Origin of the sequence: Novosphingobium rhizovicinum (genome assembly GCF_040813635.1) — a bacterium.
Taxonomy (GTDB): Bacteria; Pseudomonadota; Alphaproteobacteria; order Sphingomonadales; family Sphingomonadaceae; genus Novosphingobium; species Novosphingobium rhizovicinum.
In genome coordinates this window covers 584,805-608,306 of record NZ_JBFNXR010000021.1, presented here as the reverse complement: position 1 = coordinate 608,306, position 23,502 = coordinate 584,805, and the positions used below count along the sequence as shown (strand labels likewise).

The window sequence follows — 23,502 nt, the reverse complement described above, 5'->3', positions numbered from 1 at the left end:
ATTGCCGTCACCTGAATCCCGTGATGCGGATATCAGCGGCGGGCGGGCGCTAGCAATGGCGGAGGAATGGGCGGAACTGTTTGACAGTTTCGGCACTAAGGTCGTTTCCGAGACCGACAAGGACAAGGGGGCATACGTTCCGTCGTCGTCTCAGAGATATGCGATGAGAGCGGCCGGTCTGGAACCTTCCTATGGCGAAGGAAAAGCCGTTTACACGATTGGCGTCCTGTTCGATCCCGCGCTGCGTTCGATGCAGATCAGCTATTACAACGCCGAACGGTCGGGTTCAGGTCGATCACCGGAACCCCGGATCGGACGGGGTCTGGTGCAATGGATCAAGACTGGTGATGAGCTTGTCATTGGCAATGTCGGGAGCCGGGTTTTTGTTGCCAAGGAACCCATCGCTCCTGTCGGGCAGGCTTTCCTCACAGGCGCTGACGGCGCCCTTCTGACCGGCGCAGACGGGAATTTCCTTACAGCTCCTGTCACTCCGGATCTCGACGGATTAACCGAAGCGCTGGAGGCTGGCCGTCCCTGCCTGACTGGAAATCCCGCAGATCTGCGGCGCCGAAAGGAGCTGATCAGGCAAATTGCTGCGGTAAAGGAGGAGCTGGCGGAGTTGCGTCCGCAACACGGTGGCTTTGGGCATAACAATCCGCCGCCCGACGAAGAGGAGGGTACACAGACCTCACCGGTAATCGATATCGTTGAGGACACTGTGGATCATCTCGGCACCGAGCTAGCCAAAGAGAACCCCGACCCGGTTCAGGTGGGCCGCGCCGGAACAACGCTTCGCAACGCGGCGCATTGGCTGGGCGGTAAGGGAGATTTATTCGCCGAAGAGTTCGCCAAAGCTTTCGGCAAATCACTCGGCGAGAACGCCGGTAAGGCGCTCGCCTTTGCGAGCTTGATCACCTTGGTCGGAACCCTTTTAACGGGCGTAGCAGCTTGGCTTCAGGCAATCTCCTGGCCGTTCTGAAACTTGCGGGCGTCAAAAAGCAGAACCGGTCGATTGAAGCCTGCACTGCGGTTCACTTGAAAGTCGGTGAACGCTGGTTCCGCCTCCTGTTCAGGCTTCAACTTTGTTCCAGCAAGGACTTCTCACACCATGCTCCCAAAATCCGCAAAAACTTTACACGTTTGTGCGACGTGCAAAGAAAATGCGATCTTCTTTACACGTTTGCACCGACTTCGAAGGGAGTGCCAACCATTTGCTCGCACCGCGAAGCGCAGCCGCTTACATAGAGGCGCCCTCGCTCGTGAGAAGCGGCGCAGAAATCGTGGGTTGTTCCATCCACGAGATGCAGATTTCAAGCAGCAGCTGAACGGGGGCGTCCAGGGAAATTCGGCTTCAGTGCCTTTCCACCGGCACGCAGGCGGTCGAGTTCATCCGACCAGAACTGCATCAGCTTGATCCGCTCGTTCCAGTACTCGCCTCGAGTATAGGCCCGTCGCACACCGTTGTTCTCCATGTGAGCTAGCTGCCGCTCGATAGCGTCCGGATTGAAGCGGCCACACTCATTCAGTAGCGTGGCTGCCATGGCGCGAAACCCGTGGGCCGTCATTTCGTCCTGACCGAAACCCAGCGCGCGCAGAGCGGCGTTGACCGTGTTTTCGGACATAGGTCGCTTGCCGGTGCGAAAAGATGGGAAGCAGTACCGCCCTTCACCCGTGAGATCCCACAGGCTCTCAAACAGCCCGACGGCTTGCGACGACAGCGGAACCCGGTGAGGCCTGCGCATCTTCATCTTTTCGGCCGGAATGTTCCAGATCGAGCGGTCGAAATCGAACTCGGCCCACTCGGCTTGCCGCAGCTCGCCTGGCCGTACGAAGAGATGCGCCGAAAGCTTCAGGGCGTACAGGGTGATCGTATGCCCCGAGTACCCTTCAATCGCCCGCATGAGATCACCGGCACGATCCTCAGTCGTGATCGCCGCCAGGTGCTTAGCTTTGGGAACGGTCAATGCGCCACGCAGGTCACTGGCCGGATCACGCTCAGCGCGCGTTGTAGCGATTGCATAACGGAACACACGGCTCAGAACGCTGCGCATGCGCCGGGCGCTTTCATGCCGGCCAGTCGCTTCGACCGCCCTCAGGCAGGCGAGCACCTCCTGCGCGGTGATCTTGGCGACCGGACGGTTGCCGATCCGCGGATAGGCTTTGTCGAGCAACCAGCGCATCTTGCTCAAGGTGATCTCGGCAATGCCCTCGCGCTCGTTCTTGGCGAGCCACTCGAGGGCGACGACCTTGAAGGTGTCATTTTCCTCGACACGCGCTCGCGCTGCGTCGACCTTCTGCTGGTGAGAGGGATCGGTGCCTGCGGCCAGCAAGCGCCGCGCCTCTTCGCGCCGCTCCCGAGCATCGGCCAGGGTCACCTCGGGCCAGGCACCGAATGCCAGCGTCCGATGCTTCTCCAGAAAGCGATAGTTCAGCCGCCACAGCTTGGTGCCGTTCGGCCGGACGAGAAGATAGAGACCTGCGCCGTCGGACAGCTTATAGTCGCGGTCGCGTGGCTTGGCGTTGGCGACGGTCGTGGCAAAAAGGGTGGCCATGAGGTATCGTCCCGGTCAGTGGACGATTTTCGATACCCTCGGATATACCCGCATTGTTCCCGATTGGTGCCGAATTCGCCCGGATTTGTCCGGACGGTCATAGCACAAAAAGTGGCGGATTTCAGCCCTTCTGCGGACGTCCGTGGACGCCGGCAGGAGAACAAATGGTGCCCAGAAGAGGACTCGAACCTCCACGCCCTTGCGAGCGCCAGCACCTGAAGCTGGTGCGTCTACCAATTCCGCCATCTGGGCACGGGCACGATGCGGAAGCACCGTGCGGGTAGGAGGGTGCCGATACGGAGTGCCTGAGGGCTTGTCAACGCCCATGTGCTGGCTAAGGTTAGATACCGCACAGGCTTGCGAAGTTTCTCTCGTCAAGCCGCTCCCCGGTTGCCCGGATCGGGGGCTTATGCCAAGGCGCGGCAGGTCGCGTGCGTAGCGGTGCGCGCGGAACTTACGGACCGGCGGAAGGACTTATCGAGGCATGAGCGTCAACGCGAACGTTTCCCTCAGCGGCAAAGTGGTGACCATCCTGGGCGGCACCGGCTTCTTTGGCTGTCATCTTGCGCAGGAGTTGCTCTCACGCGGTGCGCGCCTGCGACTGGCAAGCCGCTCTCCGCAAAAAGCCTGGCGTGTACGTCCGCTTGGAAATCTGGGGCAATTGCAGTTCATGCCCGTCGATGTCACGCGCCCTGCGTCCCTGGGTCCGGCACTTGCCGGCTCAGACATCGTGGTGAACCTTGTAGGAGCGTTCTCGGGCAATCTGGAAGCGCTTCAGGGGAACGGTGCGGGCCGGATCGCGGCTGCGGCGAAAGAGGCAGGAGTCGGCACCTTCGTCCATGTGTCGGCCATCGGTGCGGATGCTGATTCGACGGTTGGCTACGCCCGGACCAAGGCCGAGGGCGAAGCGGCAGTCCATGCAGCGTTCCCGGAAGCGACAATCGTGCGGCCATCCATCCTGTTTGCCGACGACGATAATTTCCTGATGATGTTCGGGCGGCTGATCAGCATGCTGCCGGCACTGCCGGTATTCGTCCCCCAGGCAAAGCTGCAGCCGCTGTTTGTAGACGATGCGGCGGAAGCGGTCGCTAATGCCTTGACCCTGCCCGAGGCAAAGGGGCGGACATACGAGATCGCCGGCCCGGAAGTTATCACCATGCTCGAAATCAATCAGCGCATAGCGTCAGCGCAAAGACGGCGCCGCAGCTTCATTGAACTGCCCGATGGAGTATCGCGCGCCATCGCCTCGCTGCCCGGAACGCCCATCTCGCGCGATCAGTTGGCGCTGCTAGAACGCGGCAACGTAGCCGACACGTCCATGCCGGGGATCAGCGAGCTTGGCGTTTCACCCCGGCCGCTTTCGCTTTTCCTTGACCGCTGGATGGTGCGTTTCCGCAAGCACGGACGCTTTGGCGATTCAGACGAGATATCGGCACCGGGAGCCAAGCTCTAGCAGGTGTAGACCACAGCGGGAGCGTGGCGACGCGCTCTACGCGTCTACTTCAGCGTAGTGGCTGGGAGGCTGAATCACTTCCATCCGTTCAGACAGGAGCGGGCGGAAACTGGGCCGACTTTTGATCACGAGGTACCAGCCGCGAGCGGGTTCGTGGCTGGACCAGTCTATGCCGCCGAGATAATCAGCCACTGAGATCTGCGCCGCTGCGGCCAGATCTGCCAGAGTCATCGTCGCGCCAGCGAGCCATGGGCGATGGTCGATCAGATAATCGATATAATCGAGCCAATCGTGGGCGAGCTTCATCGCCTCCCGCAGCATCTTGGCATCGGGAGACTGGCGAAGCACCAGGCGCTTTTTCATCCGCTCGTGCAGCAAGGGCCCTGCGACATCGTTGAAGAAGTTCTCGTCGAACATGGCGACGAGGCGGCGCACCTCAGCGCGCTGCTGTGCCGTTCCGCTGATCAGCGGATTACGGTCGACGGTTTCTTCAAAATACTCGCAGATGGCGCGGCTATCCGAGAGGGTGATGCCGCGCTCTTCCTCATGCAGCACTGGCACTCTGCCTGCAGGGTTCATCGCGAAAAATCCGTCCCGCGCCTCCCATGGCTTCTCCGTCTGCAACTCATAAGCGATGCCCTTCTCGCTCATCAGCAGGCGCACCTTGCGGCTGAAGGGACAAAGCGGGAACTGATAGAGGTGCCACATGCCACCTCGATGCCAAAGGCTTCCGCAAGCGTCCAGCATGCAGATGCGCTGGCAAGGCTGCGCTGGTGGATAACTGTTCACCGGCAAGCCGCAGGCCGATACCTCCCGGCCCTTCCCCCGATTGACCGCGCCGGACCAAGGCAGCATGACTAGAGCGCAAAAGAAAACAAGGAAGGATAGCGATGCTGAAGAGTCTGAGGTTCGGATCGAACGATGTAGCCAAGTCGCGCGCGTTCTATGACGCCACTTTCGGTGCCCTGGGCGTTGCGCCGTCCGCTACGCCAGCCGATTATCCGCTTATCATGTACAACTTGCCCGGCGGCTGCCGTTTTCTTTGCGGCCCTGCTCGGGATGGCCAGCCGGCAACGCATGCGAACGGCGGCACTGCAATCTTCGAAGCCCCTGACGAGCAGGCCGTGCGCAACTGGCACGCGGCCGGCCTTGCGAACGGCGGCACCAGTGAAGGCGATCCTGAACCAAAGCCCCAGGCACGCGGGGCGTTTGGCGCTTATCTGCGCGATCCGGACGGCAACAAGCTGGGGGCCTACTTCGGGCTGAACATGGGCTGAGGTGGGGCAGGCGATTGAGATCACCGCCGATGGACGGCGTTCGAACATCGCGCGCGACTGGGTACCTGAAGTGCCCGTCGCGCTGGAGTTTAACGGCGTCTCGTATGCGGTGATGATGGCAACGCCCGCAGACCTGGAGGACTTCGCCACAGGCTTTGCCATCTGCGAAGGGCTCGCGGCGGATGGCGCGCAGATTATCGAAGTCGCGCCTGCGGAGGTCGAAAACGGCTGGGTCGTGCGCACCATGATCGAGGGACTGGGCGCGGAGAGACTTCAGGAGCGCGTGCGGGCACGCGTGGCCGAATCGAGCTGCGGCCTTTGCGGGATTGAGAACCTGGAAGCGCTCGCGCGTCCTTTACCGCAAGTGCCAGACCATGAGCGTCTCGAGAGCGAGGCTATCTTCCGGGCACTTTCCCAACTGCGGGCGCATCAACCTCTTGGTCGGGCAACAGGCGCGGCTCACGCCGCCGCACATTTCACTCCCGACGGCACCCTGAACAGGGTTCGCGAGGACGTCGGAAGGCACAACGCCCTCGACAAACTCATTGGCGCCAGCGCCCGATCCAACAGTTCCCTGGCGCAAGGGTTTCTCCTTTCGACGGCACGGTGCAGCTACGAGATCGTAGAGAAAGCCGTGCAAGCAGGAGCGACAGCCCTGGTCACCGTCTCGCTACCCACGAGCATGGCCGTCCATCGCGCGCAGGCGGCGGGGCTCAGCCTGTGGGCGCTGGCGCGCGATGATAGTGTTCTTGCCGTGGCAGGGCCGGCGCTGGAGAACTGACTGGCCGCTGCCCAGTCCTTCAGCGCGCCAGCAGGAAAACCGCGTGCTCCGCCCGGAAGCTCGCCGCGGCGGGGCTGCAGCGCCGGTCACCACTCAGATACCAGGCTTGCTCCACCTTGATGCCGCGCTCCCGCACCATGTCGCGAAAGTCGTTCACGGTCGCATGATGGATGTTCGGCGTCGCATACCAGGCGATCGGAAGCAGTCGCGTCACGGGCATGCGGCCATTCCACAAGAGCGAGGTGCGCACCTTCCAGTGACCGAAATTCGGGAAGCTGACAAAGGCCCTGCGTCCGATGCGCAGCAGTTCCTCCAGCACCCGGTCAGGCCGCATCGTTGTCTGCAGGGTCTGGCTCAGGATGGCGTAATCCACCGAAGCGTCCGGATAGAAGGCGAGGTCCTTATCGGCATCGCCCTGAATGACCGAGAGCCCCCGCGCAACGCACTCGGCGACGTTGGCCGGGTCGATCTCCATGCCTCGCGCATCGCACCCCTTTCCGTCGCGCAGCGCAGCCAGCAGAGCGCCGTCCCCGCAGCCGACGTCGAGCACGCGTGAACCGCTAACGACGCTCTCCGCGATGACGGCAAGATCGGGCCGCAAAGCCATCAGCGCTGCCGCTCATTCGTGTCGGCCGGGGCATAGGAGTTTGCTGCCATCATTTTACCCGAGAAAGCCTGCGACCACCCGATCGAGAGCGGGGACGTCGAGCAGGAAGGAATCGTGTCCGAACGGGGCGGAGAGCTCGACGAAGCTCACCGGCAGGCCTGCCGCGGTAAGTGCATGTGCGACGTTGCGGGACTCGGCGGTGGGATAGAGCCAGTCCGTATCGAAGCTGACGAGGCAGAAACGCGCCTTGCTGCCCGCAAAGGCGTTGGCCAACATCCCACCATGCTCCTCCGCCAGGTCGAAGTAGTCCATGGCACGCGTGATATAGAGGTAGGCGTTCGCATCGAATCGGTCCGTGAACGCCAGCCCTTGATAGCGCAGGTAGCTTTCCACCTGGAAGTCAGCATCGAAGCCGAAGGTCTTCTCGGTGCGGTCCTGAAGGCGCCGTCCGAACTTCTCTGTCAGCCCCGCTTCGGACAGGTACGTGATATGCGCAGCCATCCGTGCGACGGACAGGCCCTTCTCTGGCCCTTTTCCGTGCGAGTAGTAGTCACCCTCTCGCCAGGCGGGATCGGCCATGATCGCCTGACGGCCAACTTCATGGAATGCGATGTTCTGTGCCGAGTGCCGCGCAGTCGATGCGATCACAAGAGCAGCGCGGGTACGCTCCGGGAAGTTGGCGGCAAGGCTGAGCGCCTGCATACCACCCATCGATCCGCCCACGACTGCATGCAGTTGATCGATCCCAAGCGCGTCGAGCAAGGCGATATGCCCCCGCACCATGTCGCGGATCGTGATGACCGGGAAGCGCATGCCCCATGGCTGTCCGTCAGGTCCTGGCGAGGCCGGTCCTGTCGAACCCATGCAACTGCCCAGCACATTGGCACAGATGACATAAAAGCGGTCGGTGTCGATCGGCTTACCCGGTCCCACCATGCGCACCCACCAGCCAGGTTTTCCGGTCTTCGGGTGGGGGCTTGCGACGTGATGATCGCCAGTCAGGGCATGGGTGATGAAAATCGCGTTGTCCCGTGCAGGCGAGAGCGTGCCGTAACTTTCGTAGGCGATGCGCACGCCGGAAAGGCTCTGCCCACCGTCGAGGCGCAGAGGCTGAGGCAGTGCAAGTACTTCACTTGCATCGATGATCGGAGCCGTTGCCATGATGATCGGAGGAATTGGGGCAGCCCCCCTCAACTGTCAATTGCGGCAAGTGGATCGTAAGCGCCCGTGAGGGGTGCAATCGGTGCCCTGCTTCGCTAAAGGCAACGGATCATGAGCCTTGCCCCCGCCAAAAACCGCGCCCCGACCCCCAAGCCGTGGATAGAAGCGATCCACGCCTATGTTCCGGGCAAATCGAGCGGTGCGGACGGGCGGCCGTTGATCAAGCTGTCCGCCAACGAGAACCCTCTCGGCACCAGTCCGGCAGCACTGGCGGCTCGGGCGGCGGCCGTCGAACCCTCGCTCTACCCGGATCCGGACAGCACTGCCTTGCGTCGGGCACTGGGAGAGTTGCACGACATCGACCCCGCGCGGATCCTGTGCGGAACGGGCTCGGGCGAACTGCTCACTCTTGCGGCAAGCGCATACGCCGGACCGGGGGATGAAGTCCTTTACGTGCGCTACGGCTTCTCGCTTTACGAGATCGCGGCGCGCCGATGCGGCGCAACGCCGGTGGTCGCGCCCGATGCGGACTATGGCACCGATGTGGATGCCCTGCTCTCCCTGGTCAGCGAGCGCACGCGCGTCGTCTTCATCGCAAACCCGAACAACCCCACAGGAAGCTTCCTGCCGCGTGATGAGCTGGCGCGGCTCCATGCCGGCCTCCCCTCTGAAGTCCTGCTGGTGGTGGACCAAGCCTACGTCGAATATGTCGCGCCTGAAGACGATGACGGCGCGCTTGCACTCGCTGCGGCGCACGGCAACGTCCTTGTCACCCGGACCTTTTCGAAGGCCTATGGCCTCGCCGGAGAGCGCGTGGGCTGGGCAACGGGAGCGACGGAACTCATCGAAGTGCTGAACCGCATCCGCGGGCCTTTTAACCTCAGCAACAGTGCCCAAGCGGTTGCCCTGGCTGCGGTGCGCGACGTCAGATTCGTCGAGCATAGCCGGCTGCACAATCTCCAGACACGCGCCCGCTTCGTGCAAGCGCTCGAAGCGCTCGGCAATCATGGCATCCGTCCTCTGCCTAGCGAAGCCAACTTTGTCCTCGTCACCTTCGAAGGTGCGCTTACGGCAGAGGTAGCCTACAACGGCCTGGCCGAACGCGGGTACATCGTGCGCTGGCTTCCGGGGCAAGGCCTGCCCCATGCGCTGCGCTTCACTGTCGGCCACACGCACGACATGGACGCTATCGCCGCAGCCCTGCGCCAGATGGCCGAGGCTTCCAAGTGAGCGAGAACCGGAGTGAAGGATCAGAGGGCATGACCTTCCGGCGCGTGGCGATCATCGGACTGGGCCTGCAAGGCGGCTCGATCGGTCTCGCCGTCCAGTCCTATCTTCCGGAGGTCTTCACCACAGGGACCGACATCGATCCCGTCACAAGAGCGCGGGCAGCTGAGCGAGGGCTGGTTCACAAAGTCTGTGAGAGCTCCGCCGAGGCAGCCGCTGACGCGGACCTGATCATCTTTTGCGTGCCGCCCGGCGCGATGGGAGGCGCCGCGTCAGAAGTGCGTGCAACGCTGCCCCCGGGAGCCGTCGTCAGCGACGTCGGCTCCAGCAAGCAGGCGGTGGCGAAGGCGCTGTCCGAAGCGCTTCCGGGCCACCTGGTGATCCCTGCTCACCCGGTGGCAGGGACTGAGAACTCTGGACCTGATGCGGGTTTCGCACAGCTTTTCCGCAATCGCTGGTGCATCGTTACGCCGCCCGCACAGACCGATCTGGTCAAGCTCTCCAGTCTCGTCACGTTCTGGGAGGCCTTAGGCGCCAACGTCGAGATCATGGATCCTGAGCATCATGACCTGGTGCTTGCCGTGACCAGCCACTTGCCCCACCTGATCGCCTATACCATCGTCGGCACGGCCTCGGATCTTGAGGAAGTCACACGGTCAGAGGTGATCAAGTATTCCGCTGGCGGCTTTCGCGACTTCACGCGCATCGCGGCGTCCGATCCGACGATGTGGCGCGACGTGTTCCTGTCGAACCGCGACGCGGTACTGACCATGCTGCAACGCTTCACGGAGGACCTCACCGCCCTCCAGCGCGCAATCCGCATTGGTGACAGCGACATGCTGTTCAATCACTTCGCCCGCACGCGCGCAATCCGCCGTTCCATCATCGAGGAGGGGCAGGACGACGCAAGGCCGGACTTCGGCCGCGCCGATCACGACGCGGCGACAAGCTGAGCTTGCCGCGTCGCGCCCCTCTCGGCGACGCGCTTACTGGACGACCTGCTCCCTGGCAGGTGTGCCATCATGAACAGCTGAACCCAGTTCGGACTGCGTTGGAGTGCTGAGTACATTGATCGCAGAAATCACCCGTGCCTCGATCTCTTCACGCGCAAGGCCAGCGGGGATCGGCTCGCCCACGCGGATCGTGATCGTCCCTGATCGCTTCCAGTTGCGATGGTAAAGAGGCCCGCTGTCGATGGCCACTGGCACGACCGGCAGGCGGAGTAGCTTGTAAAGCCCGGCGAAACCCGACCCCAGCGGAGCCACTCGGCCGTGAGGAACGCGAGTCCCTTCGGGGAAAATGGCCAGAACCCGGCCTTCCGCGATCAGGGCCCGTGCCGCTGTGAGCATTGTACGCAAAGCCTTGGCACCTTGATCGCGCTCCACTCCGATCAATCCGAAGTGGCGCCCTGCACTGCCCCACAGCGGTATTCGCAGCAGTTCGGCCTTGGCGATGATCGCGGGGTGATTGAGCAGGTTCGGCAAGTCGATCGCCTCGAAGAAGCTCTCGTGCTTCATCGCAACCAACGCGTGCGACTGCGGGAGTTCGCCCTCCACAACTACGCGGATTCCCAATAGCAGTCTCGTGCAGGTACGGTGAAAGCGGCTCCAGCCGATCACGATGCGTGCGAAGCGGCTTCGGTCGAACGGCAGCATTGCGAGTGCCGCCAGGACGTATGCCGCCGTTCCAATGTAGAACACGACATAGAACAGCAGGCTCCGCAGCACCTCGGCCAGGCGGCTCACTGTCGCCACTCCTGCCAGGTGTCGATCAGCCAACGCGCGAGCAGCTTATGATATTCCAGAAACAAGGTCCTCAATGAAGGTTCGCTGCGCACCGCATCGCGCAGGACTTTGATACCGCGCGGCAACTCGCGACCAAGCTCATACGCGGCGCGGCGCATGTGCCAATCGACCGTGACCACTCGCACCGAGCGGGCCCGATTCGCGCCCAACCAGTTTGCCGCTTCGACGGCGTTGGAGCGCGTGTCGAAGGCCCGGTAGCCAAGAGTGATGCAGCAATCCATCAGGCGCGGAGGGACGTCGTACTCACGGGCGAACTCCACCGGGCGGACCTCGGGATCGACGCCAGAAACCAGCAGGCGAGGCGAAAGGTCTCGCCGCAGGACGTCGATCGCGTGCGGTATGCGGCCGGGTCCGCCGGTAAGAACGATTACGGCGTCCGTTCGCTGGGCTCCAGCAGGCTGCGGCAGCGTGACGGCGAACCACAGAAAGCCGAAGAACCACAACAGCAGAAAGAACGCGGCGATGCGGCGGAACATGGGCGCTGCTATAGCATCTTACGCAGCGCGTGCATCACCGTCAGACGGGCAGTCAGCATGGCGAGCAATGTGGCGAACCCGGGCACGAGCGCCAGCACAAGCCAGTCCGTCCAGCCGAGAGCGCCGCTGGTCACCAATCCCGCCCCCAACTCTGCGAAACGGCGCCCGAGCGAGAGAATGACGACAATCGCCAAGGCAAGCCCCACCGCACCGCCGCCTGCGGCATCCCACGCGATCGAACGCTGGAACACGCGGGCGATCTGCGCATCCGTGCCGCCAAGCAGGTGGACGATCTCGATGGTGTCGCGATTCGCGCCTAATGCCGATCTCGCGGCCAGCAGCACCGCGGCGGACAGCGCACCTGCAAACAGCACGACAAGAGCGATCGCCAGCCACTGCAGCGAGACGATCGCGTCGAAGACCGGCCGCAGCCAATTCGCCTGCGCGTCTACCCGTGCCGAGGGTGCTGCCTGCAACAGCGCCTTCTCCACAGTGGCGACCCGTGCCGGAGTCGCAGGCTTGTCCAGCCGCACGTCGATCAAAGCAGGCACGGGGATTGTCATGTCCCCCTGGCTCTCCTCGCGTGAACCGAGCCAAGGCGCGACCAACCTGTCTAGTTCTTCCTGAGGAACCAGGCGCATGCTCTGAATACCGGGCAGCTGCTTGAGAGCGTCGAGCGCGCGCGCAACCTCCTGCTTACGCAATTCCGGGCGGGGTTCGATCACCTGGACGGTAACGCCGCCCTCGATCTCGGCAGTGGCGGCCACTACCGCGTTGCCCAGAGCAAGTCCGGCGGCAAGTGCAATCGCGGTCAGCGCAACCATGATCGCGATCACCCACGGCATGGGTCCGGAGAGCCGCGCCTGTGGCACAAGCTCGCTATCCGATCCCGCCAAGAGCTTCCGCCCCCGCGCAAAGCGGCCCGGTGCCTTAGTCTGCGAATTGCGGTTCAAACGTCCAGACCTCTCACGAAGGCCGCCGCGGCGGATAACGCAACGCTCCCGTGGGATCGGAAAGCCGCCCCCGGTCGAGGCGCATGATCAGCGGACTGGACACCTTCTTCAGCAGGTGAACATCGTGGGTCGCCACAACGACCGTCGTGCCCTGCCGGTTGAGCAGTTCGAACAGTCGCAGCAATTTTACGGCCATCTCGGGATCCACGTTCCCGGTGGGCTCATCTGCCACCAACACCTCCGGCCTGCCGATCACCGCACGCGCGATGGCGATGCGCTGCTGCTCTCCGCCAGACAGCGTCGCAGGGCGTGCGTCGCGCCTGTCTGCGAGCCCCACCCATTCAAGGATGTCGCTGACCGGCCCTGCGATCTCCCCCTCGGAAAAGCCGGCGACGCGCAAAGGCAGTGCGATGTTGTCGAACGCGCTAAGGTGCGGCACCAGCCGAAAATCCTGAAACACGACTCCGATCCGCCGCCGCATGGCGGGCAAGCCGCTGCGCGGGGTTGTGATCGCGTCCTTGCCGAACATCCGGATGACACCGCGAGACGGACGCTGCGCCAGATAGAGCAATCGCAGCAAAGATGTCTTGCCCGCGCCACTGGCTCCCGTCAGGAAGTAGAAGCGGCCCGGAAACAGCGTGAACGAAAGATCGCTCAGCACCTCGCGATCGGTGCTGTAGCGCAAGCCCACATTGTCAAAGTGGACGATTTCGCCCTCAGCCCTGGTGCTCATGAAAAGATCTTTGAAAACCGAGTGCGCGAGGTACGCCGAACGGGCTATTGCGGTCAATGAATGTGGAAAAAAGAGATTGGAGCAATGAAGCCACGTGTCGCCTGCTTGTCGCATGAACCATTGGCGTGCTTAAGGTGAAATCATGATCATCGCCTGCCCCGCTTGTGCGACCCGCTATGCGGTCCCGGACAGTGCGATAGGTGTGGACGGTCGCACCGTAAGATGCGCGAAGTGCCGCCACAGCTGGTTTCAGGAGGGACCTGAAGCGGCTTTGGCAGAGGCAGGCGCGGCTAGCGATGAAGCGGCCTCTGCAACTGCCGCCCCGCCTGCTACGGCAGATATGGCACCCCGCCAGGAGCCGCCCTCGCCCCGTGCTGCGGACATCGCTGAGCCTGCCGCAGGCACAGGTACCCGCGGACGCGACAAGCCGAGTGCTTCAGAAGCGCCGGCGCCGGAGCGCGATCCACCGCCACCTTCTCCGGGCAAGTACTACGACGACACCGCAGGCGGGCACTTCTCGGACGAGGGGCCTTCCCGATTCGATTTCGCGCCTCCGTTTCGGCCTCGGCGCAATTGGGCGAAGATCGGCATGATGGGTGCCGTCGTCTTCGCGGTAATCACCCTTTCGCTGGCAGCGCTGGTGGCCTGGGCCGGCTTACCCGATTGGGTGCCGGTCGCCCGCCCGACCTTTGCACAGGCCCAGCAGGACCTCGTGCTCGACTTCCCGGCCAAGCGTCAGGATCGGCGGACGCTGCCAAATGGGACCGAGTACTTCGGCGCCAGCGGCACGGTGACCAACATCGGCGGAGAGAGCCGCTACGTGCCGACGATCCTTATCGTGTTGCGCGATGCCAGGGACCGCATCGTGTACAGCTGGGAAGTCGTGCCACCCAAGCGCGAGCTTGCGCCGGGCGAAGCCGTCACAATCAACGAGGCCGTGACGGATGTGCCGAAGGCTGCGAAATCCGCTGAGATTGGCTGGAAGCCGAACTAAGGTGGTGCAAGCGGCGAAAACATCGTTTCGCCGCTTGCAGCCCTGCAAAGCCTTTGCTAATGGCGCGCTCCTGCCCCGGGAAGAGCGCATAGCTCACCCCGAGATTTAGCGGTCGTGGCGGAATTGGTAGACGCGCAACGTTGAGGTCGTTGTGGGCGAAAGCCCGTGGAAGTTCGAGTCTTCTCGACCGCACCAGGCAGTTTCAGAACAGCATTGATCTTCGCCTTCGGGCACCCCGGCGCGAAGCCTGAACGCTTCGCCTGCTAGTAGCCGCGTTACTGCGCGAGGCGTGCTCGCCTTTGCGGACCGATCTGGCCGATCCGCAACCGCGCACATAGCGGCATATCATCCAACTCGACGCAGCTCCCCACCCGCTTAGAGGGGGGGGTAATCGCGGATGCATGCATAGACGGAACCTTTACTCCGCTCGCCTTAGTGCTCCTGCGTTGTCGGCCATCAACGGGTCCGGCTGAGCGGATAGGGGTTGACGCAGGGCTCACAAAACTCCAAACCCTTATTGCGACTGATTATCACTAGCGTGAATGATGCGCGTGTAGACGGGCGAGGCAACTCGCTCACCGGCGATCAACCACAGGAGGTCCTCGCCATGTATGAATTTGTCGACCGCCACCCCGCCTCCCTCTCGAACTCCGGGCGCCTCGTGCTCTGGGCGATGCGGGGCTGGAGTGAGTCGACCGCGCGCAAGTCCTGTCCGCCGCTGGCGCTGTATCGCGGCTTTTCACGGGTAGGGGCTGGCGGAGCGGTGCACGACTTCCATACCGCCTCTACGAGCCTTCATGGCGATGCACTCGCCCCATTTACCATCGCGCCGATGAAATCCTGCAGCATAAGCGAAGATGAGGCGATGTTGCTGGCGCTCTGGCGAGGTGTGGCCCTCGAAGACAGCGACCTGGTTGCAGGGACGCTCAAACTTCTGGTCAAGCCTGAGGCGATCCTGACAATTGCACGTTCCATGTCCGGCTGCAGTGAACAGCTGAAGCTTGCGGGGCTCGACCTCTCACAGCCGCTTCCTCTGCGGGAGAGCCTGCCGTGAGCGATCGCAAGGCCGCCGCCGCGACGCTTGCCCCGTCGGCTACGCTGACTGTCGAGGAGGTGTTGCGGGTACACCACTGGAACGACCACCTGTTCAGCTTTTCGATTACGCGACCGGCTTCCTTCCGCTTTCGCTCGGGCGAGTTCGTGATGATCGGGCTTGCGGGCGAAGGCCGGCCGCTCCTGCGCGCATATTCGATCGCCAGCCCGGCGTGGGCCGAGGAGCTCGAATTCCTGTCCATCAAGGTGCCCGATGGGCCGCTCACATCGCGTTTACAGCGCATCGTCCCAGGCGACCCGGTCTTCCTGGGCCGCAAGCCGACCGGCACCCTTGTTGCCGACGCGCTACTGCCGGGACGTCGGCTCTTCCTGTTTGCCACGGGTACCGGCCTGGCGCCGTTTCTTTCGCTCGTGCGAGACCCAGACATTTACGAGCGCTTCGGGCAGGTTGTCGTGGTCCATTGCGTCAGATCAGTCTCGGACCTCGCGTACCGGGACGAACTGGAAAGCCATCTGGCGGAAGATCCGCTGGTTCAGGAGCAGGCTCTCCTGCAACTTACCTATCTGCCGACAGTAACCCGTGAACCATTCCACACCACCGGGCGCATTGGCGCCTTGATCGAGAGTGGACGCATGTTCCGCGGGCTCGGCGGGCCGCCACTGCTAGATCCGCAGACAGACCGGGTCATGCTGTGCGGCAGCATGGACATGATTCGCGACCTCGTGGGCACTCTCGAGCAACTCGGGTTCGACGAAGGCTCAAACGCCAAACCAGGCGATTTCGTCGTAGAGCGCGCCTTTGTCGGATGAAGGCCGCACCGCGCGCGAAAATGCCTAGATCGCAGAACTGAAGCGACGAAGGGAAGCCCGGCGATAAACATCGAAATGAGCGGCAATACTGCGGCTGTACGGCAGGCCGTCGGCTGTGATGACCAGTTGTTCTTCCTCAAAACGGCAGAGGCCGTCTGCGAGGTGCCGTTCAAGCCCCGGCATCGCCTCACGACGTAAAGTGTCATCCAGAACTGCTCGGCCGCGGCAGAGCAAGTCGCTGATCACCCTGCCTCTATGCTGGTCGTCTTCTGAGCGCCGAATGCCGCGTGTCGCCGGCACACGATCCTGCGAGACCATCATGCCATAGCGACCCGTGTTCTTTTCGTTCTGGACGATCAGCTCCGGAAAGCTGCTGATCGCCGATGCCCCAAGTCCGATCAGTGCTTCAGAAGGATCTTCCGTGAACCCCTGGAAGTTTCGGTGGAGCCGTCCGCTGATCGCCGCCTGTGCCAACGGGTCACCGGGCCTGGCGAAGTGGTCGAACCCGACAGAGACATACCCGGCCTCCAACAGGAACTGATACCCGAACGCAGCCATTTCAAAGCGCGCTCGCGCATCAGGCAGCGCCGATCCATCGATCTTTGCCTGACGGGCAATCAAGTGGGGCACGTGCGCGTAACCGAAAAGGGCGATGCGGTCAGCGCCGAGTTCAATCGTGCGCCTAAGGCTTTCTTCAAGATCTCTCAACGTCTGGCCCGGCAGGCCGTACATGAGATCGTAGTTGAGGGACGTAACGCCCGCCTGGCGCAATAGACCGGTGACGGCGCGAATTGCCTCCTCAGGTTGCACCCTGCCAATCGCCTGCTGGATCGCGGGCGCAAACGTCTGGACCCCGAGGCTGGCACGACTGATGCCCACTGCCGCGATCACGGACGCCCAATGGCGGTCAAACGTGCGCGGATCGATCTCGATGGAGACCGAAGGCTGCGGCACCGCGAAGTGCAGGGTCAAGGCGTCCATCAGGCGCACGAAATCGACAGGAGCAATGCTGTTCGGGCTTCCGCCGCCAAATGCAATGTGACTTGCGCGCACGACTTTGGGAAGGCGCGCCGCGATCAGCGCGATCTCACGATGAAGCGCGTCCAGATAGCTGGAAACCCGCCCAGTGCGGTTGGCGGCGCCCGTGTTGCACCCACAGTACCAGCAGATCTTCTGGCAAAACGGGATGTGCACATAAAGCGAAACGGTGCCGGTTCTGCCTTCCAGCGTGGAGGACAAGTCTGACGCGCCCACGTTCGCCGTGAACTCGGCTGCCGTCGGATAGCTGGTATACCGGGGCACCGGAATCGAAAGCAGTTCGGGATGATAGGACCACATGCATCAGTCTTTCTCATGCCGTCCGCAGACCGTCATTGCGCTCGATCAAGGCGCTTGCGAGACGATCCCGAATGGCATCCTTTTGCACAGCAAGGCCCCTGCTGCGGCCCCTGATCGCCCGGTGAGGACAGTCGGATATGCAACGTGCCACCCGCGCACAGCGGAACGGCCAGCGTGCGTGCGCTCACCGCGGACGGACCGAGGATCGCTGGCGTGAGCGACAGAGCGGCTACAAGTGGGAGCAGCCTCATGCCGGTCCCTCATCCTCGATCAGGATGCGGTTTGCAGCGCCGTCCAAGTCGTCGAACTGGCCCACGCGCATCGCCCAGAAGAAGGCGGCAAGCCCGCAAAGCCCCATTGTGAGAGCCAAGGGAATGAGGAAACCGAGGATTGTCATCTTGCGGACCTTGCCAGACGGAGAGAATTGCCAACCACGATCAAGCTGCTGAGCGACATGGCGACGGCAGCGACGAGCGGCGTGACGTAGCCGAGGATTGCGAGCGGGAGAGCGAGGACATTGTAGCCGATCGCGAGCGCGAAATTCTGACGCACGACCGCCATTGTACGGCGGGCGACTCGCACAGCCACGGCCACCGGCATCAGCCGCTCGCCCACAAAAACTGCATCGGCGGCCTGCTGGCTCACGTCCGCCGCAGTGCCCGGCGCGATGGACACGTGTGCGCCGGCCAGCGCCGGCCCGTCGTTGAGGCCATCGCCCACCATCAACACATTGTGGCCTACCGCCTTACGGCGTTCCAGAAGGGCCAACTTGTCGGCGGGCCGCATGCCTGCAGTTGCGAAGAGCCCGAGCTCGCGCGCGACCACGGCCACACTCGCCGGGCGATCACCCGAGGCGATGGCCGCACCGACGCCCATATCGCGCAAGGACGCGAGCGTCTCCTGCGCGTCCGCACGCACCGGGTCATCGAAGGTGATGCGCTTGCGGGATTCACCGACAAGCAGATCAACCGCAAGTCCGCTGACTTCCGCCTCCGGACGCAGCAGCGCCACCTCGGCTTCTCCATAATGCGCGCACATTCCCAAGCCGGCAGTCTCAGAAATAGCGTTGAGCCGCGCCGGTTGGGTACCAGCATTGCGCAGCGCCTCGGCAAGCCCCCTACTCAAGGGATGGCGGCTCTCCTGCGCCAGGGCGAGCGCGATCGATCGCTCCTCCGGTCCAAGTGCATCCAGAGACACAGGCCTCGGTGCGCCTAGGGTCAACGTGCCGGTCTTGTCGAGCAGCGCCTCATCCACTTCGGCAAGCCGTTCGAGCGCGCTGCCGTCCTTGATGAGGAGTCCGCGCTTCATCAACGCGCTGGCCGCCACCACTTGCGCAGCTGGCACTGCAAGGCCCAGCGCGCACGGACAGGTGATGATGAGCACGGCGACCGCGATCAGCAGCGACTGGTGCAGCCCGGCCCCCGCGATCATCCAGCCACAGAAGCTCAGGAACGCGAGGCTGTGCACGGCCGGCGCATAAAGGCGCGAAGCGCGGTCGGCGATCCGCACATAGCGTGAGCGCGATTGCCCCGCTTCGTCCATCAGGCGGGCGATATCGGCCAGCGCTGTGTCGGCTGCGGCGGCCGTGACCCGCACTCTCACAGGGTTGCCGAGGTTGATCATGCCCGCGTGGATCGTGTCGCCCGAACATGCGCTCTGCGGTGCGCTCTCACCCGTGAGCATCGATGCGTCGATCGTCGTCCTGCCCTCGACGATCTCTCCGTCTGCGGCCAGCGCTTCGCCCGCGGCGACAAGCATCACCATGCCCGGGGCCAGACGCTCCGCCTCTACATAGCGCGTGGAGCCGTCGTCCTGCACGACTTGCGCGCCCCGGCCCATGCGGCCCAGCAGTGCGGCGATACCGGAACGGGCGCGCCCGCGCATGGTCGCATCCAGAGCCCTGCCCGCGAGCAGGAAGAACAGCAGCATCACCGCCCCGTCGAAGTAGGCGTGCTCACCGCCGGTCGCCGTCTCCCACAGGCTCAGCGCCGTCGCCAGGATCACGCCGATCGAGATCGGCACGTCCATGTTGGTCCGGCGGTAGCGCAGGGCCATGGCGGCAGAGGCAAAGAACGGGCGTCCGGAATAGGCGATGACCGGCACCGCGATGAGGGCGGAAAGCCAGTGGAAGATCGCGCGGGTTTCCCCGTCTGCGCCGGACCAGACGCTGACTGACAGGAGCATGATGTTCATCATGCCAAAGCCCGCAACCGCCAAGGCCCTCAACAAACGCTTGGCCTCTGCGTCATCGCGGCCGAGTGGATTTTCAACCGCCCTCGTTGCCTCGAAACCCAGTCCCCGCAGTTCCTCGATAATCGCGTCTTCGCTCAGCTCCGGCGCGTGGCTGACGGCGACGCGTTTGGCAGAGAAGTTGACGCGCGCTGCGGCAACACCGGGCACGCTCACCAAGCCGCGCTCGATCTTGCCGATGCACCCGGCGCAACGCATGCTTGGCACGGTGAAGCGGCTGTCGACGCACACGGTGCCGTCGCTGGGGATCGTCGACTGGTTCATGATCGTCCTACCCGACTGACTGTTCGCCGCGCCAGACCTGCCCGTCCGCCTTGATCTCGAGCCGCAGGTTCCAGCGGCCCGCGGGCAAGGCCTCTCGGCTGACATATCTGCCGCTGGCAAGCGTCTCGAAGCTGACTTGCGTGTCCGGCACCCGTCCCAACGGATGGCGCGCATCGCCCGTGACGATCGCGCTCACCGGCACGCCCTCGCCCCGCAATTCGATGCGGCCATCGGCACGCCTTTGCGCGGTAACACTCCACCCCAGTGCCTGCGATGCACGCGCCTGTTCCAGCCAACCGTTAAAGCGCTGACTGGCGACGTAGGAGTTGTCGACGACCACCCCCCCGAAGGTGGTGCTGGCCAGAGTCGCCATGGTGAAGTTCACCGTGATGACGATGCCAAAACCGGCAACCAGGATGGCTGCCATGTGCCTACCCGTGAACGTGCGTGTCATTGGTCTTCTCCGGGTCCGTCGAAGCGTGCTTCGACGCTGTCGCTCTCACGCTGCTCGTCGAGCGAACGCAATGTGAAGATGAAGTCCTGCGGCTCCGTTCCTGGAGGAACCGCAACGTAGGCGCGCATCGGCTGGGTCGAATCCGCCGCAACTGTGCGGCGCAGAACCCGAGCTGCGTTTTCCCGAGGCATGTCGTCACCCCACATGCGTGCCCCGGGAAGCCCCTCGATCGTCAATTCCATGGTCCGCGGGCGGCTCTCCATGTTGCGCAAGCGCAGCGTGTAGGCATTGCGGATCGAACCGTCGCTGAGGACGATGTACGGCGGATTGCGATCCTTCGCGACGGTGAGGCCGGTATGGACCCGCGTGCCGAGCAGAAACAGCATGGCCAGCCCAATCGAGGACCAGACGGCAAAATAAAGAAGCGTGCGGGGGCGCCAGATCAGCTTCAGGTGACGCGTAGGCGGCTGCCCCGCCTTCTCCCGCTCCGAATCCTCCAGCGTTGCGTAGTCGATAAGTCCGCGCGGGCGCCCGATCTCGTCCATGACCTTGTCGCACGCGTCGATGCACAATGCGCAGGTGATGCAGCCGACCTGTGGCCCTTCGCGTATGTCGATGCCCGTGGGGCACACTGCGACGCACTGATTGCAGTCGATGCAGTCGCCGAACGCCTGAGGGTCGCGCTCCTTCTTCTTCACGCTACCGCGCCGCTCGCCACGCCAGTCCTTGTAGGTGACGATCAGGCTCTTCTCGTCCAGCATGGCGGTCTGGATACGGGGCCAGGGGCACATGTAGATGCACACTTGCTCGCGCATGAAGCCGCCCAGGACGAAGGTCGTCATCGTCAGCACGAATACCGTCGCATAGGCGACGGGGGCAGCACTACCGCTCCAGAACGCCTGATGCAGCGTTGGCGCATCGGCGAAATAGAAAATCCAGGTGCCGCCGGTAGCGAAACTGATCACCAGATAGATCGCCCACTTGAGCAGGCGCCTCGCGATCTTCGCCGGACCCCAGGGGGCCTTCTGCAAGCGCATGCGCGCGTTGCGGTCCCCATCCACCAGCCGGTCTACGTGCTGGAACAAGTCTGTCCAGACCGTCTGCGGACAGGCATACCCGCACCACGCGCGACCGACGGCGCTGGTCACGAGAAAGAGACCAATCCCGGCCATGATCAGCAGGCCGGCCACGAAGTAGAATTCGTGCGGCCATATCTCGATGCTGAACATGTAGAAGCGCCGGCTGGCCAGGTCGATCAGCACCGCCTGGTCCGGCGCGTAAGGTCCCCGATCCCACCGCAGCCAAGGCGTGATCCAATATACCGCCAGACAGACGGCCATGACCGCCCATTTCAAGCGCCGGAACTTGCCGTTGACGGCTTTGTTGAAGACCGGCTCGCGCTTCGCAAAAAGCGAAGGCGAGTGGTCGGCGCTGGGTGGTTTGATCGGGCTGTTCATGGCTACTGCGCCGGTTGTTCGGCGACCTCCGCAAAGTCCTCGCCGCCGCCCAGCGAGTGGACGTAGGCTGCAAGCATCTTGATGGTGACGGGGTCCAGACGGCCGCCCCAGGCGGGCATCACCCCATGGCGAGGCGCACTGATCTGCTGCACCACTTCTTCGCGTGAGCTGCCGTAGAGCCAGATCGCATCGCGCAGGTTCGGGGCACCGAATTGGCGCTGCCCTTTGGCATCCGCGCCGTGGCACACCGCGCAGTTGTCGGCAAAGACCTGTGCACCGCGCTGCGCGGCCGCACTCGGCTTCTCCTTACCGCTGAGCGAGAGAACATAGCTCGCTACATCTTCGATCTGCTCGGGCGGCAGCAGGCCGTCCTTGCCGAATGCAGGCATAAGGCTGGTGCGAGTCTCGGCGCTGCCGTGCTGGCGGATGCCGTGGATCAGAGTCGCCTCAATCGCGCGGATGTCGCCGCCCCAGAGCCACTCGTCATCGTTGAGATTGGGGTAGCCCTTCGACCCGGCTGCGCCGGCACCATGACACTGGACGCAGTTGACCTTGAAGGCCGCAGCACCACCGGCGATGGCTGCCGGCATCAGATCGGGCTGGCCGACGAGCTTTTCGACAGGGGTAATGGCAATCGCCTGCAGCACCTCGGAGCGCTCGGCTTCCTGCGCCTTCAGGTCCTTTGCCAGTTCGCCGCGGCTCGACCAGCCCAGCACCCCTTCGGTGGCCTGGGTCACCAGGGGCCAGGCCGGATAGGCAATGCAATAGCCCAATGCGAAGACGATGGTCGCATAGAAGGTGTAGAGCCACCAGCGCGGCATGGGGGTGTCGAGTTCCTCGATCCCATCCCACTCGTGACCAACGGTCTCGGTTTGGGTCGCTTCGTCCCACCGCTTTCCGTTCGGGCGCTTATTCGCCATCGTTCTCGTCCTTGAAGATGATGTTGGCCGCGTTCTCGTTGCGGTGCCGGGCGCCCGGCCGGAAAGGCCAGAGGCCAAGCGCAAGCCACATGACGAGCATGGCTGCCAGGCCCCAGCTATCGGCGAGGTGCCTCAGCGTCTCATAAGTGGAGTGGGTCACCGCCCCTTCTCCTTCGCGAGATCTTCCTGCGCCGCCGCTGCATTCACGTCGACCATGGTGCCCAGCACCTGCAGATAGGCAACCAGCGCGTCCATTTCGGTCAGGCGGGAGGGGTTGCCATCGAAGTCGCGGATCTGCGTCTTGGGATAACGCTCGGCCAAATCGCCGCTGTCCGCCTCGGGATCAGCCTGCGCGGTCAGGTCCGTCATCGCGAGTTCGATGTCCTTGTCGCTGTAGGGTACGCCCACCGCGCGCAGCGCCTTCAGGTTGGCCGCCATGTCCGGCACTTGAAGGTCGGTGTCGGCCAGAAAGCCGTACTGCGGCATGACACTTTCAGGCACCACCGACTGTGGATCGACCAGGTGCTGCACGTGCCACTCGTCCGAATAGCGGCCGCCCACGCGGGCCAGGTCCGGACCGGTTCGCTTCGAGCCCCACTGGAAGGGGTGATCGTACATGCTTTCCGCAGCCAGGCTGTAGTGGCCATAGCGCTCCACCTCGTCACGGAAGGGGCGGATCATCTGGCTGTGGCAGCTGTAGCAGCCTTCGCGCACATAGATGTCGCGGCCCGCCTGCTCCAGCGGAGTGTAGGGGCGGACGCCCTCCACTTCCTCGATCGTGTTGTGGATCCAGAAGAGCGGCGCGATCTCCACGATGCCGCCGATCGCGACGACTACGAGAGAGGCAAGACCCAGCAGCGTGACGTTGCGCTCAAGCCGCGCGTGTCCCTTGACGGTGGCGCGCACGTCAGCCGGTTCGTTCGACAGGTTATTCATG

Annotated in this window: 25 protein-coding genes and 2 tRNA genes; 10 read left to right on the top strand and 17 right to left on the bottom strand. The window is 63.4% G+C overall.

Going from position 1 to position 23,502, the window contains the following annotated elements; translation table 11 throughout:
* Window positions 1-55: 55 nt before the first annotated feature.
* Window positions 56-979 (top strand): hypothetical protein, encoded by a 924-nt coding sequence (locus ABUH87_RS07735; protein ID WP_367772073.1) that lies wholly within the window; start codon window positions 56-58, stop codon window positions 977-979.
* A 331-nt stretch (window positions 980-1,310) separates the two neighbouring features.
* Here the strand turns inward: ABUH87_RS07735 and ABUH87_RS07730 are convergent, their stop codons facing one another.
* Together ABUH87_RS07730 and ABUH87_RS07725 are read right to left on the bottom strand one after the other, a co-directional pair.
* Complete coding sequence (locus ABUH87_RS07730; RefSeq protein WP_367772071.1) at window positions 1,311-2,552, bottom strand: tyrosine-type recombinase/integrase; 1,242 nt, start codon at window positions 2,550-2,552, stop codon at window positions 1,311-1,313.
* Between the two features lie 165 nt (window positions 2,553-2,717).
* Window positions 2,718-2,804: transfer RNA gene (locus ABUH87_RS07725), tRNA-Leu, on the bottom strand.
* A gap of 232 nt (window positions 2,805-3,036) precedes the next feature.
* Between ABUH87_RS07725 and ABUH87_RS07720 the strand changes: the two genes are divergently transcribed.
* Window positions 3,037-4,005, top strand: coding sequence for a complex I NDUFA9 subunit family protein (locus tag ABUH87_RS07720; protein WP_367772069.1), 969 nt, complete (start codon window positions 3,037-3,039; stop codon window positions 4,003-4,005).
* Window positions 4,006-4,041: 36 nt separating this feature from the next.
* Here the strand turns inward: ABUH87_RS07720 and ABUH87_RS07715 are convergent, their stop codons facing one another.
* Entirely contained in the window at window positions 4,042-4,713 is a 672-nt protein-coding gene (locus ABUH87_RS07715) for a glutathione S-transferase family protein (protein WP_367772067.1), read from the bottom strand.
* A gap of 182 nt (window positions 4,714-4,895) precedes the next feature.
* Here ABUH87_RS07715 and ABUH87_RS07710 point away from each other — a divergent pair, with 182 nt between their 5' ends.
* Both ABUH87_RS07710 and fdhD read left to right on the top strand, forming a co-directional pair.
* Window positions 4,896-5,282: a VOC family protein gene (locus ABUH87_RS07710; RefSeq protein WP_367772065.1), complete on the top strand. Its 387-nt coding sequence runs from the start codon at window positions 4,896-4,898 to the stop codon at window positions 5,280-5,282.
* Window position 5,283: 1 nt separating this feature from the next.
* Window positions 5,284-6,063 carry a formate dehydrogenase accessory sulfurtransferase FdhD gene (gene fdhD, locus ABUH87_RS07705; RefSeq protein WP_367772063.1) on the top strand — a complete coding sequence of 260 codons (780 nt, stop codon included), beginning with the start codon at window positions 5,284-5,286 and terminating at the stop codon, window positions 6,061-6,063.
* A 19-nt stretch (window positions 6,064-6,082) separates the two neighbouring features.
* On the opposite strand, the gene metW is transcribed toward fdhD, so the two are convergent.
* Both metW and metX read right to left on the bottom strand, forming a co-directional pair.
* Window positions 6,083-6,670 carry a methionine biosynthesis protein MetW gene (gene metW, locus ABUH87_RS07700; RefSeq protein WP_367772061.1) on the bottom strand — a complete coding sequence of 196 codons (588 nt, stop codon included), beginning with the start codon at window positions 6,668-6,670 and terminating at the stop codon, window positions 6,083-6,085.
* 54 nt (window positions 6,671-6,724) lie between these two features.
* On the bottom strand, window positions 6,725-7,831 hold the full coding sequence (metX, locus tag ABUH87_RS07695) for a homoserine O-acetyltransferase MetX (protein ID WP_367772059.1): 1,107 nt from the start codon (window positions 7,829-7,831) through the stop codon (window positions 6,725-6,727).
* 111 nt (window positions 7,832-7,942) lie between these two features.
* Here metX and ABUH87_RS07690 point away from each other — a divergent pair, with 111 nt between their 5' ends.
* Window positions 7,943-9,061, top strand: a complete 1,119-nt coding sequence (locus ABUH87_RS07690) for a pyridoxal phosphate-dependent aminotransferase (RefSeq protein ID WP_367772057.1) — start codon at window positions 7,943-7,945, stop codon at window positions 9,059-9,061.
* Window positions 9,062-9,090: 29 nt separating this feature from the next.
* A complete protein-coding gene (locus tag ABUH87_RS07685) occupies window positions 9,091-10,011 on the top strand; it encodes a prephenate/arogenate dehydrogenase family protein (protein ID WP_367772055.1) in 921 nt (306 codons plus the stop codon).
* Between the two features lie 33 nt (window positions 10,012-10,044).
* On the opposite strand, the gene ABUH87_RS07680 is transcribed toward ABUH87_RS07685, so the two are convergent.
* The 4 genes from ABUH87_RS07680 to ftsE all read right to left on the bottom strand — a co-directional run bounded on the left by ABUH87_RS07680 (window position 10,045) and on the right by ftsE (window position 13,025).
* The gene (locus tag ABUH87_RS07680; RefSeq protein WP_367772053.1) at window positions 10,045-10,803 is read right to left on the bottom strand and encodes a lysophospholipid acyltransferase family protein; all 759 of its coding nucleotides are present in this window, start codon (window positions 10,801-10,803) and stop codon (window positions 10,045-10,047) included.
* On the bottom strand, window positions 10,800-11,339 hold the full coding sequence (locus ABUH87_RS07675; protein WP_367772051.1) for a YdcF family protein: 540 nt from the start codon (window positions 11,337-11,339) through the stop codon (window positions 10,800-10,802). The genes ABUH87_RS07680 and ABUH87_RS07675 overlap by 4 nt, the downstream gene beginning before the upstream one ends.
* 8 nt (window positions 11,340-11,347) lie before the next feature.
* Window positions 11,348-12,235: a cell division protein FtsX gene (locus ABUH87_RS07670; RefSeq protein ID WP_367772049.1), complete on the bottom strand. Its 888-nt coding sequence runs from the start codon at window positions 12,233-12,235 to the stop codon at window positions 11,348-11,350.
* A gap of 70 nt (window positions 12,236-12,305) precedes the next feature.
* A complete protein-coding gene (gene ftsE, locus ABUH87_RS07665; RefSeq protein ID WP_367772047.1) occupies window positions 12,306-13,025 on the bottom strand; it encodes a cell division ATP-binding protein FtsE in 720 nt (239 codons plus the stop codon).
* 142 nt (window positions 13,026-13,167) lie between these two features.
* Here ftsE and ABUH87_RS07660 point away from each other — a divergent pair, with 142 nt between their 5' ends.
* The 4 genes from ABUH87_RS07660 (at window position 13,168) to ABUH87_RS07645 (ending at window position 15,882) form a co-directional block, all read left to right on the top strand.
* Complete coding sequence (locus ABUH87_RS07660) at window positions 13,168-14,019, top strand: zinc-ribbon domain-containing protein (protein WP_367772045.1); 852 nt, start codon at window positions 13,168-13,170, stop codon at window positions 14,017-14,019.
* Between the two features lie 108 nt (window positions 14,020-14,127).
* A tRNA-Leu gene (locus ABUH87_RS07655) sits at window positions 14,128-14,214 on the top strand.
* Window positions 14,215-14,626: 412 nt separating this feature from the next.
* Window positions 14,627-15,073 (top strand): hypothetical protein, encoded by a 447-nt coding sequence (locus tag ABUH87_RS07650; protein ID WP_367772043.1) that lies wholly within the window; start codon window positions 14,627-14,629, stop codon window positions 15,071-15,073.
* Window positions 15,070-15,882, top strand: coding sequence for a ferredoxin--NADP reductase (locus ABUH87_RS07645; RefSeq protein WP_367772041.1), 813 nt, complete (start codon window positions 15,070-15,072; stop codon window positions 15,880-15,882). The genes ABUH87_RS07650 and ABUH87_RS07645 overlap by 4 nt, the downstream gene beginning before the upstream one ends.
* 24 nt (window positions 15,883-15,906) lie before the next feature.
* Here ABUH87_RS07645 and hemN read toward each other — a convergent pair whose 3' ends face one another.
* The 8 genes from hemN to ccoO all read right to left on the bottom strand — a co-directional run bounded on the left by hemN (window position 15,907) and on the right by ccoO (window position 23,501).
* A complete protein-coding gene (gene hemN, locus ABUH87_RS07640) occupies window positions 15,907-17,220 on the bottom strand; it encodes an oxygen-independent coproporphyrinogen III oxidase (RefSeq protein WP_367772039.1) in 1,314 nt (437 codons plus the stop codon).
* A 247-nt stretch (window positions 17,221-17,467) separates the two neighbouring features.
* Entirely contained in the window at window positions 17,468-17,617 is a 150-nt protein-coding gene (gene ccoS, locus ABUH87_RS07635) for a cbb3-type cytochrome oxidase assembly protein CcoS (protein WP_367772037.1), read from the bottom strand.
* A complete protein-coding gene (locus ABUH87_RS07630) occupies window positions 17,614-19,734 on the bottom strand; it encodes a heavy metal translocating P-type ATPase (RefSeq protein WP_367772035.1) in 2,121 nt (706 codons plus the stop codon). Before ABUH87_RS07630 ends, ccoS begins: the two co-directional genes overlap by 4 nt.
* Window positions 19,735-19,741: 7 nt before the next feature.
* The gene (locus tag ABUH87_RS07625) at window positions 19,742-20,188 is read right to left on the bottom strand and encodes a FixH family protein (RefSeq protein ID WP_367772033.1); all 447 of its coding nucleotides are present in this window, start codon (window positions 20,186-20,188) and stop codon (window positions 19,742-19,744) included.
* Window positions 20,185-21,645, bottom strand: a complete 1,461-nt coding sequence (gene ccoG, locus ABUH87_RS07620; RefSeq protein WP_367772031.1) for a cytochrome c oxidase accessory protein CcoG — start codon at window positions 21,643-21,645, stop codon at window positions 20,185-20,187. The genes ABUH87_RS07625 and ccoG overlap by 4 nt, the downstream gene beginning before the upstream one ends.
* A 2-nt stretch (window positions 21,646-21,647) precedes the next feature.
* On the bottom strand, window positions 21,648-22,565 hold the full coding sequence (gene ccoP, locus ABUH87_RS07615) for a cytochrome-c oxidase, cbb3-type subunit III (protein ID WP_367772029.1): 918 nt from the start codon (window positions 22,563-22,565) through the stop codon (window positions 21,648-21,650).
* Window positions 22,555-22,725 carry a cbb3-type cytochrome c oxidase subunit 3 gene (locus ABUH87_RS07610; protein WP_367772027.1) on the bottom strand — a complete coding sequence of 57 codons (171 nt, stop codon included), beginning with the start codon at window positions 22,723-22,725 and terminating at the stop codon, window positions 22,555-22,557. The genes ccoP and ABUH87_RS07610 overlap by 11 nt, the downstream gene beginning before the upstream one ends.
* The gene (gene ccoO / locus ABUH87_RS07605; RefSeq protein WP_367772025.1) at window positions 22,722-23,501 is read right to left on the bottom strand and encodes a cytochrome-c oxidase, cbb3-type subunit II; all 780 of its coding nucleotides are present in this window, start codon (window positions 23,499-23,501) and stop codon (window positions 22,722-22,724) included. Before ccoO ends, ABUH87_RS07610 begins: the two co-directional genes overlap by 4 nt.
* Window position 23,502: the final 1 nt, after the last annotated feature.

Bases quoted from the DNA above. Each gene is read 5' to 3' on its own strand.
- ABUH87_RS07735 (WP_367772073.1), top strand. From the start codon at position 56: ATGGCGGAGGAATGGGCGGAACTGTTTGACAGTTTCGGCACTAAGGTC.
- ABUH87_RS07730 (WP_367772071.1), bottom strand. From the start codon at position 2,552: ATGGCCACCCTTTTTGCCACGACCGTCGCCAACGCCAAGCCACGCGAC.
- ABUH87_RS07720 (WP_367772069.1), top strand. From the start codon at position 3,037: ATGAGCGTCAACGCGAACGTTTCCCTCAGCGGCAAAGTGGTGACCATC.
- ABUH87_RS07715 (WP_367772067.1), bottom strand. From the start codon at position 4,713: ATGTGGCACCTCTATCAGTTCCCGCTTTGTCCCTTCAGCCGCAAGGTG.
- ABUH87_RS07710 (WP_367772065.1), top strand. From the start codon at position 4,896: ATGCTGAAGAGTCTGAGGTTCGGATCGAACGATGTAGCCAAGTCGCGC.
- metW (WP_367772061.1), bottom strand. From the start codon at position 6,670: ATGGCTTTGCGGCCCGATCTTGCCGTCATCGCGGAGAGCGTCGTTAGC.
- metX (WP_367772059.1), bottom strand. From the start codon at position 7,831: ATGGCAACGGCTCCGATCATCGATGCAAGTGAAGTACTTGCACTGCCT.
- ABUH87_RS07690 (WP_367772057.1), top strand. From the start codon at position 7,943: ATGAGCCTTGCCCCCGCCAAAAACCGCGCCCCGACCCCCAAGCCGTGG.
- ABUH87_RS07685 (WP_367772055.1), top strand. From the start codon at position 9,091: ATGACCTTCCGGCGCGTGGCGATCATCGGACTGGGCCTGCAAGGCGGC.
- ABUH87_RS07675 (WP_367772051.1), bottom strand. From the start codon at position 11,339: ATGTTCCGCCGCATCGCCGCGTTCTTTCTGCTGTTGTGGTTCTTCGGC.
- ftsE (WP_367772047.1), bottom strand. From the start codon at position 13,025: ATGAGCACCAGGGCTGAGGGCGAAATCGTCCACTTTGACAATGTGGGC.
- ABUH87_RS07660 (WP_367772045.1), top strand. From the start codon at position 13,168: ATGATCATCGCCTGCCCCGCTTGTGCGACCCGCTATGCGGTCCCGGAC.
- ABUH87_RS07650 (WP_367772043.1), top strand. From the start codon at position 14,627: ATGTATGAATTTGTCGACCGCCACCCCGCCTCCCTCTCGAACTCCGGG.
- hemN (WP_367772039.1), bottom strand. From the start codon at position 17,220: ATGTGGTCCTATCATCCCGAACTGCTTTCGATTCCGGTGCCCCGGTAT.
- ccoS (WP_367772037.1), bottom strand. From the start codon at position 17,617: ATGACAATCCTCGGTTTCCTCATTCCCTTGGCTCTCACAATGGGGCTT.
- ABUH87_RS07630 (WP_367772035.1), bottom strand. From the start codon at position 19,734: ATGAACCAGTCGACGATCCCCAGCGACGGCACCGTGTGCGTCGACAGC.
- ABUH87_RS07625 (WP_367772033.1), bottom strand. From the start codon at position 20,188: ATGACACGCACGTTCACGGGTAGGCACATGGCAGCCATCCTGGTTGCC.
- ccoG (WP_367772031.1), bottom strand. From the start codon at position 21,645: ATGAACAGCCCGATCAAACCACCCAGCGCCGACCACTCGCCTTCGCTT.
- ccoP (WP_367772029.1), bottom strand. From the start codon at position 22,565: ATGGCGAATAAGCGCCCGAACGGAAAGCGGTGGGACGAAGCGACCCAA.
- ccoO (WP_367772025.1), bottom strand. From the start codon at position 23,501: ATGAATAACCTGTCGAACGAACCGGCTGACGTGCGCGCCACCGTCAAG.